The sequence below is a fragment of the Parasphingorhabdus sp. genome, assembly GCF_039977335.1.
Classification (GTDB): Bacteria; Pseudomonadota; Alphaproteobacteria; order Sphingomonadales; family Sphingomonadaceae; genus Parasphingorhabdus.
In genome coordinates this window covers 19,994-36,968 of record NZ_JBDWDI010000002.1, presented here as the reverse complement: position 1 = coordinate 36,968, position 16,975 = coordinate 19,994, and the positions used below count along the sequence as shown (strand labels likewise).

At 49.1% G+C, this 16,975-nt stretch carries 16 protein-coding genes; 6 read left to right on the top strand and 10 right to left on the bottom strand.

Annotation, left to right across the window (positions count from 1 at the left end):
- The first annotated feature begins 352 nt into the window (after positions 1–352).
- Together ABJM21_RS05020 and ABJM21_RS05015 are read left to right on the top strand one after the other, a co-directional pair.
- Complete coding sequence (locus tag ABJM21_RS05020; RefSeq protein ID WP_348300332.1) at positions 353–1,138, top strand: 2OG-Fe(II) oxygenase; 786 nt, start codon at positions 353–355, stop codon at positions 1,136–1,138.
- Positions 1,139–1,178: 40 nt separating this feature from the next.
- Positions 1,179–1,979, top strand: coding sequence for a TylF/MycF/NovP-related O-methyltransferase (locus ABJM21_RS05015; RefSeq protein ID WP_348300333.1), 801 nt, complete (start codon positions 1,179–1,181; stop codon positions 1,977–1,979).
- Positions 1,980–1,998: 19 nt separating this feature from the next.
- On the opposite strand, the gene ABJM21_RS05010 is transcribed toward ABJM21_RS05015, so the two are convergent.
- From ABJM21_RS05010 to ABJM21_RS04980, 7 genes are all read right to left on the bottom strand, one after another.
- Positions 1,999–3,273 (bottom strand): glycosyltransferase, encoded by a 1,275-nt coding sequence (locus ABJM21_RS05010; RefSeq protein WP_348300334.1) that lies wholly within the window; start codon positions 3,271–3,273, stop codon positions 1,999–2,001.
- Positions 3,260–4,408 (bottom strand): UDP-N-acetylglucosamine 2-epimerase (non-hydrolyzing), encoded by a 1,149-nt coding sequence (gene wecB / locus ABJM21_RS05005; RefSeq protein WP_348300335.1) that lies wholly within the window; start codon positions 4,406–4,408, stop codon positions 3,260–3,262. The genes ABJM21_RS05010 and wecB overlap by 14 nt, the downstream gene beginning before the upstream one ends.
- On the bottom strand, positions 4,401–5,315 hold the full coding sequence (locus tag ABJM21_RS05000) for an SDR family oxidoreductase (protein WP_348300337.1): 915 nt from the start codon (positions 5,313–5,315) through the stop codon (positions 4,401–4,403). The genes wecB and ABJM21_RS05000 overlap by 8 nt, the downstream gene beginning before the upstream one ends.
- Positions 5,312–6,346 (bottom strand): polysaccharide biosynthesis protein, encoded by a 1,035-nt coding sequence (locus tag ABJM21_RS04995; RefSeq protein WP_348300338.1) that lies wholly within the window; start codon positions 6,344–6,346, stop codon positions 5,312–5,314. The genes ABJM21_RS05000 and ABJM21_RS04995 overlap by 4 nt, the downstream gene beginning before the upstream one ends.
- Before the next feature lie 538 nt (positions 6,347–6,884).
- Positions 6,885–8,750, bottom strand: a complete 1,866-nt coding sequence (locus ABJM21_RS04990; RefSeq protein ID WP_348300339.1) for a hypothetical protein — start codon at positions 8,748–8,750, stop codon at positions 6,885–6,887.
- Between the two features lie 326 nt (positions 8,751–9,076).
- Positions 9,077–10,210 carry a M14-type cytosolic carboxypeptidase gene (locus tag ABJM21_RS04985; RefSeq protein WP_348300340.1) on the bottom strand — a complete coding sequence of 378 codons (1,134 nt, stop codon included), beginning with the start codon at positions 10,208–10,210 and terminating at the stop codon, positions 9,077–9,079.
- Entirely contained in the window at positions 10,207–10,809 is a 603-nt protein-coding gene (locus ABJM21_RS04980; RefSeq protein WP_348300341.1) for a DUF4136 domain-containing protein, read from the bottom strand. The genes ABJM21_RS04985 and ABJM21_RS04980 overlap by 4 nt, the downstream gene beginning before the upstream one ends.
- A gap of 150 nt (positions 10,810–10,959) precedes the next feature.
- Here ABJM21_RS04980 and galE point away from each other — a divergent pair, with 150 nt between their 5' ends.
- From galE to ABJM21_RS04965, 3 genes are all read left to right on the top strand, one after another.
- Positions 10,960–11,964 (top strand): UDP-glucose 4-epimerase GalE, encoded by a 1,005-nt coding sequence (gene galE / locus ABJM21_RS04975; RefSeq protein ID WP_348300342.1) that lies wholly within the window; start codon positions 10,960–10,962, stop codon positions 11,962–11,964.
- 118 nt (positions 11,965–12,082) lie between these two features.
- Complete coding sequence (gene ykgO / locus ABJM21_RS04970) at positions 12,083–12,208, top strand: type B 50S ribosomal protein L36 (RefSeq protein ID WP_007165381.1); 126 nt, start codon at positions 12,083–12,085, stop codon at positions 12,206–12,208.
- A 9-nt stretch (positions 12,209–12,217) separates the two neighbouring features.
- On the top strand, positions 12,218–12,844 hold the full coding sequence (locus ABJM21_RS04965; protein ID WP_348300343.1) for an HAD family phosphatase: 627 nt from the start codon (positions 12,218–12,220) through the stop codon (positions 12,842–12,844).
- A gap of 49 nt (positions 12,845–12,893) precedes the next feature.
- Here the strand turns inward: ABJM21_RS04965 and ABJM21_RS04960 are convergent, their stop codons facing one another.
- Positions 12,894–13,463: a hypothetical protein gene (locus tag ABJM21_RS04960; RefSeq protein ID WP_348377604.1), complete on the bottom strand. Its 570-nt coding sequence runs from the start codon at positions 13,461–13,463 to the stop codon at positions 12,894–12,896.
- 33 nt (positions 13,464–13,496) lie between these two features.
- On the bottom strand, positions 13,497–14,447 hold the full coding sequence (locus tag ABJM21_RS04955; RefSeq protein WP_348300345.1) for a sterol desaturase family protein: 951 nt from the start codon (positions 14,445–14,447) through the stop codon (positions 13,497–13,499).
- A 99-nt stretch (positions 14,448–14,546) separates the two neighbouring features.
- Here ABJM21_RS04955 and ABJM21_RS04950 point away from each other — a divergent pair, with 99 nt between their 5' ends.
- A complete protein-coding gene (locus ABJM21_RS04950; protein ID WP_348300346.1) occupies positions 14,547–15,425 on the top strand; it encodes a LysR family transcriptional regulator in 879 nt (292 codons plus the stop codon).
- Positions 15,426–15,484: 59 nt separating this feature from the next.
- Here the strand turns inward: ABJM21_RS04950 and pyk are convergent, their stop codons facing one another.
- Positions 15,485–16,936 (bottom strand): pyruvate kinase, encoded by a 1,452-nt coding sequence (gene pyk / locus ABJM21_RS04945; RefSeq protein ID WP_348300347.1) that lies wholly within the window; start codon positions 16,934–16,936, stop codon positions 15,485–15,487.
- Positions 16,937–16,975 lie beyond the last annotated feature (39 nt).

Here is a 16,975-nt window from a genome sequence, read left to right as displayed (position 1 = left end):
ATGACAATCTGAAGAACCTTCCAGGTAGTTTTGAGACGTGAGCGAGAATCGCAGGGTCATAAGACGGGTGGCTAAATGAATAGGCGCAGCTTTGCACTTTCATTCTTAGTGGAACCAGTTCGCTAAGTCGATGTGTTATGATTTTAGGTCATTGCATAGGCAAGCAGCGTACCCAATCCAGAGCATTTTGATAAGTTGGTAATAGCCCATCAAATAACGAAACTAGGTGCTGGAAAAGCTGATGCCAAGTAAAAGCCAGGAAGGTGATTCCATGTTTTACCCTTTGCTTGCATTTGGAGACACAGATATCTAATGGGCTGGGAACTGTTAATTCTCGACTAAGGAAAATGCTATGGCGGGCGTTAGCCAGACGAATCTCAAAATTATAGCCCAGGACTGCGTCGACAAAATTGCTGGAGAAAAAGCAGAGGGCGAGTTTTTTACTGAACCCTTCAAGCATCTTGTAATTGATAATTTTCTTCCTGCCGAGTTGGCCGATCGATGTCTTAACAGTTTTCCAAGCGTGGCGGACGGAGATTGGGACCAATCGACTGATGAAGATATTGAAGTAAAGTACCGGTCTAGGTGGCAATCCGAATTTGATATTCCAGAAAATATAGTTGACGTTGTGCGTCTTATGAATTCCGCACCCTTCCTTTTAGCGATGGGAGAGAAGTTTGGTATCCCCAAAATAGTTCCGGATCCCTATTTCGCCGGCGGAGGATTGAACGTGTCTGTGAAAGGCGGACTTCTTGGCGCACATGTTGATGGGAACTACCATGACCCAACGGGTCTCAACCGGCGCTTGAACGCTCTGATCTACTTGAATCCCGAGTGGAAGCCCGAATGGGGGGGGGCATTTGGGATTTATGACTCAGAAGGCCAAGAGTGTGTCAAAAAAATAGCACCTTTGCATAATAGGTTGATAATATTTGACACCCATGATTATAGCTTCCACGGTTTTCCTGAAGCTATTAACTTTCCGGACGAACACCCTCGCCGTTCGATTATTCTCTATTATTACACAAAGGCAGCCAGGCCAGAATCTCAAACAGTCGTCGACAAACCGCATAGTGCCCTCTGGGTAAAAAGAGGCCTTAAAGACAAGCGCGGCAACACGAGCCGTCAGTTCACTTAACTTTCCTCAATATTCCAACATCAACCGGAAGAGAGACAAAATGTCTTTACTAGAACGAGCATTCCATTTGGCTCACGATATATTCCCAGAAGGCGGCGCCTGTTTCGAATTCGGTGTTTTTCGGGGTAGTTCATATGTTTATCAGGCCGAACAGATAAAGAAATATTATCCTTCAAGTTCCATCGCTGGTTTTGACTCCTGGCAAGGCCTTCCGGATGAAACCGAGGGCGTGTGGATCCCAGAAAGACATGCTCGGGGTGAATACGCTGCACCGAAGGATGAAGTGCTTGGAAAACTGGATCTTATCGGAGTGATACCCGATGATAAGCAGTTCCGATTAATCGACGGTTTTTATTCTGATAGTCTTGTTTCTGAACTTCGCAAAACATTTGACCCCCTCATTTTTGTTAACATTGACGTTGATATTTACAGTTCGACAATTGAGTTGCTTGATTTTATCGAACCAATGCTCCGCCCGGGCGTCGTTCTATATTGGGATGATTGGAAAGACCCACGTGACGTTCATGGTGAGTCATGGGGTGAACATAAGGCTTGGGACGACTGGACTGAAAGCCGTCCCCGGTTGGAAACGGTTTATGTCGGATCAAACTCTGCCAACCAACAGGTGATGGTCGTCACTGCGGTGGAAGGTGAAAATGACCGGATGTCAGATGCTGCAATTACAGCTATTCTCGATAGGTTTAAAAAATTCGACGACAATCCCCCAGAGCTTCGCAAAATACCCAAAACTGACGCAGTCATTCTATCCTTGAAGCAACGGATATCAGCCATTCCGCTGCTTGGTTCTATTGCGAAGGCCACATATCGGATTTTCCGTTAGTGAGAGAAATACATAAAGTTCAAGATGCTTCTAAGGCGTAAAGCCAGTCTTCAACGGGCGAAATGAAAGATTGATAGTGAAAGACCTTTGAATTGTAGCAATAGGACTTCATCGCGTTGACTTGGCTATCTGATTGGGCAAATAGTTCGACAATCTTTGCAGCAGCTTTATCGAAGTCAGTGATTTCAACCAGGTGACAGGTCTGTTGCTCAATTAAATATTGTGAGCTGCTGGGCATTGGATTGGTTATAACAGGTGTACCGTAGCTGATTGATTCAGAGAGTTTTCCTGGAAAACCTGCGAGGTTTGTTCGCGTTTCTTTGCGGAAAAATATCGAGAACGCGGCCTTTGGCAGCGTTTCCAAGAGTAATTTACGAGGCTGACGACCGTGGAAGCTAAGGTCATCCTGCATATCATCCAGTATCGTAACTTGCTCGGGAACGAGTTCCCGATACTGGTCAAGATCGACACCATATAGATCCATATGAAATCTGGCACCTAGAAGCTTGGCGCGGTGCAATACATCAAAGACCCAGTCCAATCGATCTTTCATGCCATCGGCAGATTCAGAGGCGCTAGCTTTATCAAATCCGGTACCCGCAAAGAAGAGTCTGGTAATGCCGTTTGAACGATCCACTATTGGTGTCTGCTCGGTTCTATTGGGTGCCATTAAAGTAGGGATTTCAACGATCGGTTTTCGGCTTGATCTATAGAAGCCTGATATAAATGGTGACGTAGTGATCAATCCATCCATTCGCCAATTGACGTAGTGCATTCTCAACATCACATCCAAATTTTTTACAATGCCCGACACGCTGCCCCAATGGCGTTTGCTGTACCATTCGGTGCAGTCGGCAACGGCGAGAGCGCCATGTTGTCTTGCCAAATGTGCTATACGCCATTGCGATACGGCAGGATGGTTATAGCAAATGACAGTATGCAGATTGGCTATATCGGTCAGCAAAATCAGTTTTCGCAGGGGTGCGTCAGATAAAATCTGTCTAAGCCAATTGACTTGGTTGCTAGGATATCCCATTTCCCAGGCTTCGAGACCGCTCTCCCCCGATTCAGCTGGATAAAGATGGCCATTTGCTTGGCGATTTTTGCTCAGTCCGACCAGCAGTACTCGGTATCCGAGCTTTTGAAAAATTTGCGCGTTGGTTATCACGCGCTGCGCCGCGGCATTTTTGTCCGGGAGTTCAAAGCCGCCGATATAAACTATCGTACGGCGAGTATCGCCTGCTTCTGCTTTCTGGCCAGTCTTATTGTACCTGTCTATCTCAGATATAGTCATGAATCCTGACTCCGTCCCAATCGTTGGACAGCTTGGCGGTCCCAACGATCAGTTTGACCACGCGCTCTGACGTATTAGCTACTTTATAATCTTGCGGGATGTCATGGGGTTTCCCACTCTCCCGTCGTTCGGCATATAATGATGTCACAAGTTCGATGGCGCGAAGAATCGTGTCCTGGTTCAAACCGGTATTGACAATATTTCCGGTATCCATAGCCTCTGGCCGCTCGATTGCGTCACGCGGTGTTATAGCCGGGAAGTCGAGAATTGCACTTTCTTCAGAAATCGTTCCGCTGTCAGAAATCGCACAAAAAGAGCTCATTTGCAGTTGGTTATAGTCATGAAAGCCAAACGGCTTCATATCACGTATGCGCTTATCCAAGTCGATATTTTCCAACTGGTCGAACCGTGATTTTGTCCGCGGATGAGTCGAAATAATAATCGGGAAGTCATATTTTTCAGCTATTACGTTTAGCGTGGCTACAAGCGAAAGCAGGCGTTCCTTGCTATCTACATTTTCTTCACGGTGCATCGAAACAACAAAATATTTACCTTTTTCCAGACCCAATTCATCCAATATATTTGATGATCCAATCTGCGATCGATATCGGTTTAAGACTTCGAGCATTGGGGACCCTGTGACGTATATCCTGCGTGGATGAATCCCTTCGGCTAGAAGATTGCGCCTCGCATGCTCTGTATAGGGCAAGTTGAAATCGCTAATATGATCCACCATTCGGCGATTGGTTTCTTCTGGTACATTGCGATCAAAGCTACGATTGCCAGCTTCCATATGATAAATAGGTATTTTCATACGTCGCGCCATCAATGCGGAGATAGCGCTGTTTGTATCGCCAAGAACTAACAAAGCATCAGGGCGGTTGTCGTTGAGAACTTGTTCTGATTTGAGCAACACGTCGCCTAGAACAGCGCCTAAGCTTGCGGTATTCACCTTCATGAAGACGTCAGGTTTCCGGACACCCAAATCGTTGAAAAATACTTCGTTTAACTCGTAATCATAATTCTGACCTGTATGTACCAATTGATGATCACAAACTTGATCAAGGAGAGCGATTGTTGGAGCGAGGCGAATAATCTCGGGACGCGTGCCAACGATTGTTGTGACTTTAAGCATTTGAAAAATCCGTACGGGCACGGGTTACCGCCGTGTCAGGATAGTATTTGGCGAAGCCAATTAACTGCGATATCATTTCATCCCAAGAGGGCTGCTGGTAACCAGTTTTATCCGCGAATTTGTGACCATCCAGTGACCTGTCGAGTACAAGCTGCCCGTCGGCTTCTATTTCGGCGATACTTTTAAAATGTTGTTTGAACTTTGATATCAGATCGAACTTTGATATCTTTGGTCCTGTTACATGGTAAATTCCATATAGATTTTGCCTCGGATCAATAAAATATTGATCAATAGTTTTCGCTAACTGTAAGTTAGTGAGTCCCGAAAAATAGGCGTTGGTGAATCCATTTATTACACTGGATTGATCAAGAAACCAGGCTAGTAATCCTCGTCGTGAAGAGAGTTCAAAGCCTACTGGGGAAGTCCGTATAGTAACGGAGTCGCTTTCATTCACAACTTCGCCCAGGGCTTTGCTCAGCCCATAAAATGTTTTGGCGTTAACACGATTATCTTCGGTATAGTTACCGTCATCACCGTCAAACACACAGTCCGTGCTTAAATGGATGAAACGGGCTCCAAATTCTCTCGACATCTTATGAAGCCGATGCGGCAACAGTGCGTTGGCAGGTAAAGCCGTGAGTGGATCTTCACCGTTTTCGATGTGGGCCGTAGCACCAGCGCAGTTGATCACAACATCAGGGCATGCGTTGGCAAAAAGTATCTCGAGAGATTTATCATCATCGATATCGCCTGTAATGAATAGGCTTTTGCGACGGTTCGGATCAAAGGCCTCAATATCACGGCGGCTTCTTAGCGAACCGATCACTTCATTTTGGGTATGCGTGGTGAAATATGTCCACATACAGTAGCCGATCATGCCATCGGCCCCGACGACAAGTATCCTCAACGGTCTTTCCTCCAAGATTCCAGTTCTAAACTAACTTCCGGTAGACTCAGTAAAAGTTGTTTGACTCCATCTACATCCAGGCGACTGGTATTATGCGAATGATAATCGTCATGATGAACGATCTCCACATCACCCTCACTGAAATATTTTTTGTAGTTTAGGTCGCGCTCGTCGAGTTGCAGTCTCCAATAGTCATCCATGTCCTCTGCAGTCGCTAGCTCTTGTGCACTTGCCAAAGTTTCGTATAGTTTTTCAGCATGCCGCCAGCCGATGACTTGCACTTCATGATCCGGCACTTCAAACAGCCCCAATAAGGCTGTCACTAGATCAGCGATTGTCGAGGCAGCCGCTTTCTTGATAAACAAATCACCTTGGCTAGCATGCATAAAGGCAAAGCGGACCAATGAAACACTGTCGCGCAACGGCATCAGGAATCGGGTCATGTTGGGTTCTGTAATAGTTATAGGTTGGCCGGTTTTTATCTGCTTTATGAACAGCGGGATTACAGAGCCCCTGGAACACATCACATTGCCATAGCGCACGCAACTGATGGTGGTTTTGGCTCCCTCTCCGATTTCGCGAGCAGCCGATTGGGCTAACTTTTCCATCATTGCTTTCGACATACCCATAGCGTTGATTGGCAAAACCGCTTTGTCAGTTGAAAGGCAGACGAGAGACTTTACCCTGTGTTCAACGGCCGATCGAATTACATTCTCGCTACCCAATATATTGGTACGGACTGCCTCAAGAGGGAAAAATTCGCAGCTTGGCACCTGCTTCAACGCGGCAGCATGAAAAACCGCATCGACTCCTTCCATTGCACGATCAATGCTCGATCGTTCCCGGATATCTCCTAGGAAAAAACGGACCCTACTATCGCTCAGCTGATTGCGTAAGGCATCCTGCTTTTCTTCGTCGCGGCTAAAAACACGGATTTCAGGAACACCATCAGCCAGAAGGTCAGTCAGCATCGTTTTTCCGAAGCTTCCGGTGCCGCCTGTTATGAGGACAGAATTGGGTAAACTACTCACTTTATGAGTATCTCCAGTTGTGAAAATATATATGCATGTTCAAGGCCTCACAATAGCTGCCCATTTTAGTGCGTCACTTTACAGAAATTTTTACGGTAAACTATGCTTCGATATGATCTTGCCGATATTATTGCAATCGACAAATTAGGTATTTTGTTAAACTAGGGCCCGGTTGTATCCGGCTTTGAGTGAGCGAGGCTGCCATTATTTAGGCTAAGGAAGGTGTGTGGCTCTTAGTGTCAGTTTCCCTATTTTGACTATCGTCGTCAGCATCCCCTGTTGCGCTGCGAACACGCCGTGCTGAGTTGGAAGAATCCCTAGTGATAAAATTGCACAGATGGCCGAACTAATAGGTACTTTGAAAACTGTAACTAATGGGGGCGGACGTTAACTGTGCTGTACTTGCCCTAGCCTCAACGCAATATTTATAAAGAGTCCATCGCGAGTTTCCAATCACGATCCGAGGGTTTTTTCGGAATTCTAAGGTAAAAAATACGTTTTAATCCGATCCGCTGTCAACTGTCGGGTACAGAAAGTGTCACCGCGACAAATTATCGAGATTGGTGACACTTATAATTCTTTCGAAATGAGCCTGTTTGCGGGGCAATTGCATTTTGGAATTCAGCTCAAACATATCTCTCTTATGGGGGAAAGCGCAGTTCTTCAAACTGCAATTGTCAATTCGTTTGGCAGGATCTGAGCCCTCAACAAGTTTCAGATATTTTTTGTGTTTGGACGAATCTACCCTAATATTCTCAATATGTACTGGTCCCAATGCAATTTCACCATGGGCACTATCTTTCACTTGCATCAAGCATAACACGGTCGGCACTTCTTTTTTGACACTATTGGCATGGATTAATACATTGCTAATCAAGCCACCAGTCATGTCATTGGATGCGGCACCTGAATAAAAACGACTTTGCGGGTAGTGCTCTATATGGCCTTTGCTTAATTCACTATTCCAAGCGCTTTCAACACAAATATATGCTTTGGCACAGTCGCCCGAAAGGACGACCGGGCCCACAATCTCAAAGTCACTACAATCCACACTAATTTTGATATGATATTGTCCTGATATTTGCCTATTTCCTGTCGTAATGCTAGTTCGAGCAATACGAAATTTCGGCGAAGAAAGTTGCACATTTATTAGTGCCTCACCGATCCACCGGTCGTTGCTTTCCGTTATAGTAATCTTGTCGATGAACCCATTGGGGCAATTATATCCGAACAAGATCGCGGTGGACAAAGTATTTTCGATGTTGGCGCCTACAAGGCTAATATTTTTAGCACCCCATTCGCAAGCGATGCCTCTAACAGCGTTGATCGAATGATACTTCGTAATCTTGTACTGCTCGCATCCAGACAGATATGCACCGTAATATCCACCGTCTATTCTGACATTGTCAATTTCTCCGTTTTCGGCGGGCACGACGCAGTTCGCTTTTCTCTTTCCGCCAGATAGATAATAATCTGCCACTATTGCCGGAGTTAGAACACCATTGACCTCAATGTTTGAAGCGCCCTGGTCGAACCCGGCTTTTGACAAGGAAGCGGCACTCAAATCGGAAGGAACAGCGATAGGGCGCGTTGTTGAATTTTTCCAATAGCATGCCGTCGCTGCTTTTGGCACCGCACCACCGGTTGAGCCATTCTGGACTGTAGAAATCACAACAGAAGTTCCGGACGCTATCAAATCGCTGGGCATCGCAACCGACAAGTCGCCGGCGTCACTTATTGCGTACCATCTGGGTGTGGGCGGGGCGCCGCCGCGAGCTCCTTTCACGACGCAGTTTCGGATATTCAAGCCACCGTTTGTAGAACCACCATCCGCATATCGAAAATTCTGAATATGATAGCCCTGTACATAGTTTTTGCCATGAATGTTCCTAAAAAGAAGGTCCCCACCTCCATTCTCAATAAATATTCCTCGCACACCGTTCGGAGATTGAATATGATTGGCGTTTATCACTAAATCGCTCCACACTCCGGCCACTGGATTTGAAGCCGCTCCTGATTTGCGTCCGCGGATTCTAAATCCGCAAGCATCATTATTAACTGACTTGTCAGTAGAGCCCAGAATAAACTCAGCTAAAGCACCGTTAAAATCGGGAATTTTTCCATCGACCTCCGGCCATATTTCGACTGGTCGCAACAGTCTGTATTGAGACCTGGGCGTCGCAGCAACTGGTCGTCCAGCCTTGCGGGCGAATGCGAATGCCCTGATCAAGGCAGGTGCATGGTCTTCTCCATCAAGGGTCTGGTAAAATTCATCAATTTGGACGGGCTCGTTGTCAGCAAGATTTTGCAGAGTTTTTCCTTGATTTGGCTTGGCCAGAACTAAACCTGCTGAAGCAGTCATCAAACCACGAACTGCCGCCCGTCTGGATAACAAATTTTTCATGAATTTAGCTCGCTTGTTCTACAACAGATGATAACGTTATTGGCGCGTTCGATATATTCTCACTATGGTCGTGAATATGATCTGAAGGGCATTTCAAACTGTGTTTAAGGTATTCGAGAGCTAGTTTAGTTTCAGATTATGATGGCGTGGGATTGTTACGGATATAGCAGAGGACCCGCGGGACGATTTGCACTGCAGCGCCAAGGCTCTCAGTTAGTTTGTGAGGTAAATTGTGGAACATTTGTCCCACGACAAGAGTTTTTTATATGGTCCCAGCCTTCTCTCAAATACCCCTTGCACCCTCCGCGTCTGCCACTGAACCGCCCCTAAACCTCATCCACCAACTCCGCCAATGTCGCTAAACACTCGCGAGCCAAGAGTTTGCAGCGTTCCGGTGACCATCCCTGTTCGCTGTCCGGTAAATCACGGTTGTCTTTAAACGGCATTTCCAATGTCATCGCCACGGCGCTGAAGCGTTCGGCGACTTGGTTGGTGGACATGGATAGGTTCGCTTTGCCTTTGGCGGCTGTCGGATAACCTAGTTCTGTCTGGAAATCAGGGGTGCGAGCCGCTAGCCGATCGCGATAGGCGTTATATTTGCGGCCCATTTCGTCGGTCCAGCTAGGTATGCCTTCAAATCCGGCGATAAAAACTGCAGGGATCGCTTCGTCGCCGTGAACATCCATGGCGAAATCCACGCCGCTTTCATCCATCGCGTTTCGGACGCACAGGACTTCTGGGCTCTTTTCGGGACTTGGTTCGTGCCATTCCCGGTTGAGGTTGGTTCCGACATGATTGGTTCGCAAATGCCCTCTAAATGAACCATCTGGATTCATATTTGGTACGATGTGGAACTGGCATTTCTGCAATAATGCTCGTGCATGCGGGTCGGCAGGATCGGCCAGCATTTCCAGTGCGCCCTCCATCCACCATTCGGCCATGCTTTCGCCGGGGTGCTGCCGGGCATAGAGCCAGATTTGTTTGTCGCCTTCGCCCATCGACAGGCAATCAATAGGCTGCCCCTCTAATGAATGCCCCAAGGTTCGGCATGTAACCCCTTCTACAGATGCCACTTCAGCGATCAGGTCGTGATGGCGGTCCATGCTGTAAGGTGCAAAATAGGCGAACCAGATGATATTGCTGGTGGCGGTATAGCTTATCGAGAGCGTGCCCTTGTTCTCATCATAGCTGCTGTCGGCGCGGCCCCAGTATTCGCGGTCTTCGCTGACACAGGCCTTATAGCCCGGCCAACCTTGGGGATAGGCGGAGTCTTTCAGGCCGTTGATATTTAGTTCAAGCGTATCTCCAATTTCGCAGGTAACGCGAAAGTGGAACCACTGCATAAATTCGCTGTCCTTGTCCTTTCGGATCGATAGCTCGGCTTTGGTGCCGGTAATTTCATGGACGTTGATATTTCCGCTATCGAAAGCGGCGGTGATCTGAATGTTTTTAGTGCTCATGGCACACTGATAGTGGTTCCTGACTCTCCGGGGAAGTCCCTGAATAACGCTTCAGCCAATTTTGATGCGGCGAGGCCGGGTTGTGACGCTGGTGAGCCTTCTTTGGCCTCTACGGACGAGCGGCCTTCCCAGATTGTCTCGCCATCGGCGCGTCGCGTTATGCGAACGGATAATTCGGTTGCAATCTTGTCCTTGGGCTTGCCGCTCAGATTGATACCGATGCCCAGACCAACACCGGAGCCATAGCTGCCGGTGCTTCCACCGACGCCAACGGATACCGGAGAACGGCCGCCACCAGCAGAGAGGCGGCTTTGCTCGACAGAGACTCGGGCGATATATTCGCCATTGGTCGCGTCGGTTCCTGGATCGGAAAACCCAATCCGCTGTAGCTCGCGCCGCACCGCTGCTTCATAGGTGCCTTGTTCCAGTAGGCGCCCTTCACTTTCATCGGACGTCGAGACAATAGCCACTGTTCCGGTCGCTATTTGAGCGTCCTGTGCAGTGTGAAAACGGGTAACATTTACCGGCGGCGTCGTGGCGACACAGGCAGTCATTGCGAGTGACAGTGCCGTGATCCCAAAAAGCTTTTGTAGTGACATATTTTCTAACTCCCGACCAACTGTGCGCCATCTTAGCCCAAATAATGCGATCCTGACGTAAATAATTGCATCCGCATGGCTCTATGGTTAACCGGATGACGACTTTTTCAAGATATATCGCCTGACTTATCAGGTTTTTGAGGAGACAATATGCCAGATCGCTTCACAATATTGGTCACAGGCGGGGCCGGTTATATTGGCAGCCATGCGGTGCTGGCGTTGAAAGATGCGGGCTGGCCAGTTGCGGTCATCGACAATCTTACCACGGGTTTCCGTTGGGCCGTACCGGATGATGTCGCTTTTTATGAAGGCGATATCGAAGACACGGCGTTGGTCCTGAAGATCATAGAAGACGAGAATGTCGGCGCGATCATGCATTTTGCAGGGTCGATCATCGTGCCGGAATCGGTCGAAAATCCCCTCAAATATTATCACAATAATAGCGCCAAAAGCCGCAGCCTGATTGATGCGGCTGTGACTGGCGGAGTGAAGCATTTCATCTTCTCATCCACCGCAGCCACCTATGGTATTCCCGAAGAAAGCCCGGTGAGCGAACAAACACCACAGCTGCCGATCAATCCCTATGGCATGTCCAAATTGATGACCGAACATATGTTGCGCGATGTGTCTGCGGCGCATGATATAAATTTCTGTGCGCTGCGCTATTTTAATGTTGCCGGCGCTGATCCAGAAGCGCGAACGGGTCAATCCACGGCAGGTGCAACCCATCTTATAAAAGTCGCGGTGGAGGCTGCTTTGGGCAAGCGGGACAGCGTTGCGGTTTTCGGCACCGATTATGACACACCAGATGGCACCGGTGTCCGCGATTACATCCATGTTTCCGATCTGGCGGCTGCCCATGTTTTGGCGCTGGAAGCCTTGATCGCTGATCCTGACCAGAATCACTTGCTCAATTGCGGTTATGGCCGGGGTTTCTCTGTACTGGAGGTACTGGATGCCGTGGACCGGGTTACGAATCTGACCATTTCCCGCAATATGGAAGGGCGCCGGGCAGGGGATCCCGATTCGCTGATTTCGGACAATCGCGCGATCATGAAAAGCTTCCCATGGCGGCCTCAATATGCGGATTTGGATAAAATTGTGGCCCATGCACTGGCTTGGGAGCGCAAATTGGGTGAAATTCGCGGGGAATAGGCCATCTGTATGCTTGACTTTGGCGGGCTGCAACCCTAACTGCACTCCCTGATTGAGTTGGGCTGCATGCAGTTTCGGCTATTACACGAAATTCAAAATATTAAGGCGTGGTACCAAAATGAAGATCCGCAACTCTTTGAAGTCGCTCAAAAACCGTCATCGGGACTGCCGTGTGATCCGTCGTCGTGGCCGCACCTATGTGATCAACAAAACGAATCGCCGGTTCAAAGCGCGCCAGGGCTAAATTCGTTTCATGGCAGGAGCGACTGCCATTTCTAAAATCGATACGGTTATCTTCGATGTAGGCAATGTCCTATATCGCTGGGATTTGCGTTGTCTGTTTGAAAAGCTGATTGCTGATCCGCAGGAACTGGATTGGTTTCTTGCGAATGTTGTGACGCCTGAATGGCATTTCCAGCATGATGCGGGGCGTCCGTTGGCTGATATGCTGCCCGAGCGGATCGCAGAGTTTCCTAAATATGAAACCCATATCAAAGCCTATGCCGCGCGGTTCAATGAAACTATCCCGGGTCCAGTAGCCGGCTCCCTATCATTGGTAGAGAAGCTTGCTGATAAAGGCGTTCCAATTTTCGGGATCACCAATTTCGGTTCCGAACTATGGCAGGACTTCCGCCCGACCGCAGCGATATTCGACCAATTCATTGATATCGTGGTGTCCGGCGACGAGAAGTTACTCAAGCCCGATGCGGCGATATACCAGCTGGCGCTCGACCGGTTTGATGTCACTCCCCAGCAATGCCTATTCATCGATGACAGGCTCGAAAATATCGAAGGTGCCGAAGCGCTTGGCATCAGAGGACATCATTTTAAGAGTGCTCCGATGCTGGAGCGGGCGCTTAAGGCGTTGGAATTGCTCTAACACCCGGTCTTGATAATCAAGAGGTTGGCATTTGTTCAAATGATGAACGTCAGCTCGTCATATTCTGTGCCGCAGAGTCCTTGTAGACATAGATCATCCCAATTAGCCAAATCGCGATCAAGCCGTGAAAGAGATGCCAACTCAGATCCGGCCCGAGGTCTGGGGACCGCCTTACAAGAAGCAAATTGATCAGAAAAATCGAGACAATAGCTGTCAAATATAGTCGCCGGACAAAAGCTTTGTCGGTGATAAAAGCTGCAGCCAATATGGCAAGAGACAGCCAGCCAATAAACAGCCATGTGGCCGACCAGCTTACCAACAAGGCGACTATGATGGTGGCGATGATCAGACCTCCAACGATTATGGGGCCATAGGAAAATCGTTTTACCAAAGTTGATGCGAACAAGAGTTGTGCTGACATTAATGCCATAGCTATGGCGCCGCCAGTCTGAGAGAAATCTTTATGAAAGCCGCCCAATTCGGCAATTTGCCCCGTCCCAAAACGATAAACACCAATAGCCGCAGCTAGCCCGAAGATAATGCTTCCGATAGCGGCCAACCATAGTCTTCTGGGTGTACACGAAGCCGCCGACCAGATCGCAGCCACCACAATCAGCATCTCCGATATTGCATAATGTGGGCCGGGCAAGTTTCAGACTTTCTGCATCTGAAGTTCAGGTGATGATGGCTGCATGTCATTCGTCATCTGCTTTTCGTGTGCGCGCTTGATATCGGTGGATGACAAGCGCGATCCATCATGGCTCCATCCCGGAGGTGCCAGCACATAGAGAATACGCTGCCAAACCGTCAGGCCGCTAGCGCAAACATCTTTCGCAATATTCCAATATTCATGAAAGATGATCTTGATCGGATTGAGGGTTTCAAGATTTTTGACCAGACCATAGTCGACACGATCCTCTTCATCCTCGGCCACGAAAGTCCCGAACATCTTGTCCCAGATGATCAACGTTCCCGCATAGTTGGCATCCAGATATTGTGGGTTGCGGCCATGATGCACACGGTGATGCGACGGCGTGTTGAAAACTGCTTCAAACCAGCGCGGCATTTTGTTGATCAGCTCGGTATGCAGGAAGAATTGGTAAGTGGGATTAATCACGCCGCAGAACAGGATGACAATAGGGTCAAATCCGATCAACACCAACGGCACCTTAAACATCATCGTTCCGGTAAAATGCTTGGTCCAGCCCTGACGCAGGGCGACCGAGAAATTAAACTGTGTGCTGCTATGATGGGTTACGTGCATCGCCCATACCCAGCGGCAACGATGAGCGACCCGGTGATGCCAATAGAAGCGCAAATCATCAATGATGAAACAGGCGACGAGCGATGTGATTGTTAGGGGAATCGTATAGATTTGAAATTGTTGCGCCCAGAACAAGGCTCCGACCGAAATAAAAGCCATGGCGCCATTGGTAACGGCGCTGACAAGTCCCATGAACATTGAAACGCTATTGTCTTTCCAGTCACCAGCACCGCGTTCATGAAAAAAATGATTGAAGATCGATTCAAAGAAAATAGCCGCAAAATAAAGCGGTATCACAATCAGTGCGATATCCGATGTTATGATAGCTTCCAATGTCATGATGCTTATCCTCTCTCCCGTCGATCTTGCTGTTCATAGAGACAGAGCTTACTGAAATAAATTGAGAGTTTAGACCATATTTGTTACCAGTAGGAACATATGGATGAATTACGCCTTATGCGCCATTTTGAAGTGATATACCGGCATTCCAGCTTTTCGCAGGCTGCCGAGGAATTGCACCTTACTCATTCCGCTTTGACCAAAAGTATAAAGGCGTTGGAAGAAAATTGGGACGTTAAGCTGTTCCACCGCACCACCCGGACGGTCGTCCCGACAGAGGCCGGGAAAAAGCTATATCCTATGGCAATTGATCTGATCAGCTTTGCCAAGACTGTCAAAACGGAGACCCAAAGCGGGGAACATACACTGCAAATCGTCAGCGGACCGGCGATCCTAGACACGATGATCCATCCGGCCATCACCAAATTTGCGGAGCGTTATCCGAAAACCAAGATCAATGCCGAGACGATGCCGCCGACCCTGGCGGTTGAAGAGCTGATGCAACGGCGCATTCACTTGCTGCTCTATAATGACGCGACGCTAAGCAAATTACCTCATATCGGTAGCCTGCGTATCAAGAAGGTGGTTGAGGAACCTTATTATGTGATTGCCCGTCCGGACCATCCCGTCAAGAATACCGCTGGTCTTTTGCCCGATGTGTTACAGTTTGATTGGGTCATTGCCGGTTTTGACAGCCTGTTTGAAATCAGCCTGCCGCCCGAAACACAGGCGCTGCTGAAACAGCATGACTTCCCCAAATACCGGTTGCTCAGTCAAGCCGCCTGTATCGAGTTGGTCATGCAGTCCGATATTTTAACTTCCATACCGCAATCCGTCGCTGATCCATTGATTCAAAACGGGAAAGTCATCGGGTTTCCGCATCCGGATAATTTGCATTTTTCCGTCAGCAGCGCTGTTCTTGTTGATGCCGGATCAGAACCAACCGTGAATCATTTTATTGATTGCTTGTCGGTCTGAAGAGGTCATTCCTGGCATCCACATGATGATTGGATGCAGGTCAGATAGCCCGCCTCCAATCAACCCTGCTTCAGTTCATTTCCTGACAAACGCACCACATGCAGCAAGTTGGTCGATCCCGGTGTCCCGAAAGGCACACCAGCACAGACAATCAACCGCGATCCGGCCTCACCCAATTTGTGGCGCAGCGCCATGCGTTTGGCTTTGGCAATCATTTCCTCAAAATCGCTGACGTCGCGCGTGACAACGGCATGGGCGCCCCATAGCAGGCCGACGCGGCGTGCGGTCTGACGATTGGGGGTCAGCACCAGCAGCGGCACCGAGGGGCGCTCTCTCGCCATGCGGCGCGCGGTCGAGCCGGATGTTGTGAAGCACACAATCGCCGATGTTTCTATGGTCCGGGCAATATTATAGCTCGCGGCGGCCAGTGCGTCGGCGGTGGTTTCATCGGGTACAGTTTCGGTGAAATGCACGCGCTCGGCATAGGATGGATCATTTTCAACCTGCGCGGCTATCCGGTCCATCATCGTGGCGGATTCGATCGGCCAGTCGCCAACCGCTGATTCTGCCGACAGCATGATCGCGTCAGCGCCATCATAAATGGCCGTAGCCACGTCAGAGACTTCCGCGCGCGTAGGGGTTGGCGATGTGATCATCGATTCCAGCATTTGGGTGGCCACGACCACCGGCCGGCCCAGCTTGCGGGCGGCGGCAACAATTTGTTTTTGCAGAGGCGGCACTTGTTCCGGCAGCAATTCGACGCCGAGGTCGCCACGTGCGACCATCACCGCGTCGGATAGCTCCAATATTTCCTCTAGCCGGTCTATCGCCGCCGGTTTCTCAATCTTTGCCAGCAAAGCCGCCTTGCGGCCAATGAGTCGCCGCGCTTCGGCGACGTCTTCGGGCCGCTGCACAAAGCTCAGCGCGATCCAGTCAACATCCTGCTCCAGTGCAAAGGTGAGATCCTTGCGATCCTTGTCGGTCAGTGAACTGACCGGCAGGACAACTTCGGGGACATTAACGCCCTTGCGGTCCGATATCGGACCGCCGACAATCACTTTGGTCTCAACGCTCTTGCCATCCGTCTTGGTAACTTCCAGCCGGATTTTTCCGTCGTCGAGCAGCAGCGTATGGCCCGGTTGCAGCGTTTCTACAATTTCCCGGTGAGGCAGGTTGACCCGCTTGGCATCGCCTTTGGTCTTTTGCAGATCCAGCGTGAATTTTGCCCCGGTTTTCAACGCGACAGGTGCTTTAGCAAAGGTACCGATGCGCAATTTAGGTCCCTGTAAATCAGCAAGGATTGTAATCGGCCGCCCGACCTTTTTCTCCAGCGCGCGGATGGATGAGACATTTTTGGCATGGGCCTTATGCTCGCCATGACTCATGTTCATGCGAAACGCATCGACGCCCGCCTTGTACATTTTCTCGATCATGGCCGGGCTCCCGCTGGCGGGGCCAAGGGTGGCAAGCACCTTTACTTTGCGGTCGCGGGAGAACATATGCGCTGCCATTAAAAATTCCTGTTTTGGTGCTTTAAATTCACGCCTGTT

Bases quoted from the DNA above. Each gene is read 5' to 3' on its own strand.
- ABJM21_RS05020 (WP_348300332.1), top strand. From the start codon at position 353: ATGGCGGGCGTTAGCCAGACGAATCTCAAAATTATAGCCCAGGACTGC.
- ABJM21_RS05015 (WP_348300333.1), top strand. From the start codon at position 1,179: ATGTCTTTACTAGAACGAGCATTCCATTTGGCTCACGATATATTCCCA.
- ABJM21_RS05010 (WP_348300334.1), bottom strand. From the start codon at position 3,273: ATGACTATATCTGAGATAGACAGGTACAATAAGACTGGCCAGAAAGCA.
- wecB (WP_348300335.1), bottom strand. From the start codon at position 4,408: ATGCTTAAAGTCACAACAATCGTTGGCACGCGTCCCGAGATTATTCGC.
- ABJM21_RS04990 (WP_348300339.1), bottom strand. From the start codon at position 8,750: ATGAAAAATTTGTTATCCAGACGGGCGGCAGTTCGTGGTTTGATGACT.
- ABJM21_RS04985 (WP_348300340.1), bottom strand. From the start codon at position 10,210: ATGAGCACTAAAAACATTCAGATCACCGCCGCTTTCGATAGCGGAAAT.
- ABJM21_RS04980 (WP_348300341.1), bottom strand. From the start codon at position 10,809: ATGTCACTACAAAAGCTTTTTGGGATCACGGCACTGTCACTCGCAATG.
- galE (WP_348300342.1), top strand. From the start codon at position 10,960: ATGCCAGATCGCTTCACAATATTGGTCACAGGCGGGGCCGGTTATATT.
- ykgO (WP_007165381.1), top strand. From the start codon at position 12,083: ATGAAGATCCGCAACTCTTTGAAGTCGCTCAAAAACCGTCATCGGGAC.
- ABJM21_RS04965 (WP_348300343.1), top strand. From the start codon at position 12,218: ATGGCAGGAGCGACTGCCATTTCTAAAATCGATACGGTTATCTTCGAT.
- ABJM21_RS04960 (WP_348377604.1), bottom strand. From the start codon at position 13,463: ATGCTGATTGTGGTGGCTGCGATCTGGTCGGCGGCTTCGTGTACACCC.
- ABJM21_RS04955 (WP_348300345.1), bottom strand. From the start codon at position 14,447: ATGACATTGGAAGCTATCATAACATCGGATATCGCACTGATTGTGATA.
- ABJM21_RS04950 (WP_348300346.1), top strand. From the start codon at position 14,547: ATGGATGAATTACGCCTTATGCGCCATTTTGAAGTGATATACCGGCAT.
- pyk (WP_348300347.1), bottom strand. From the start codon at position 16,936: ATGGCAGCGCATATGTTCTCCCGCGACCGCAAAGTAAAGGTGCTTGCC.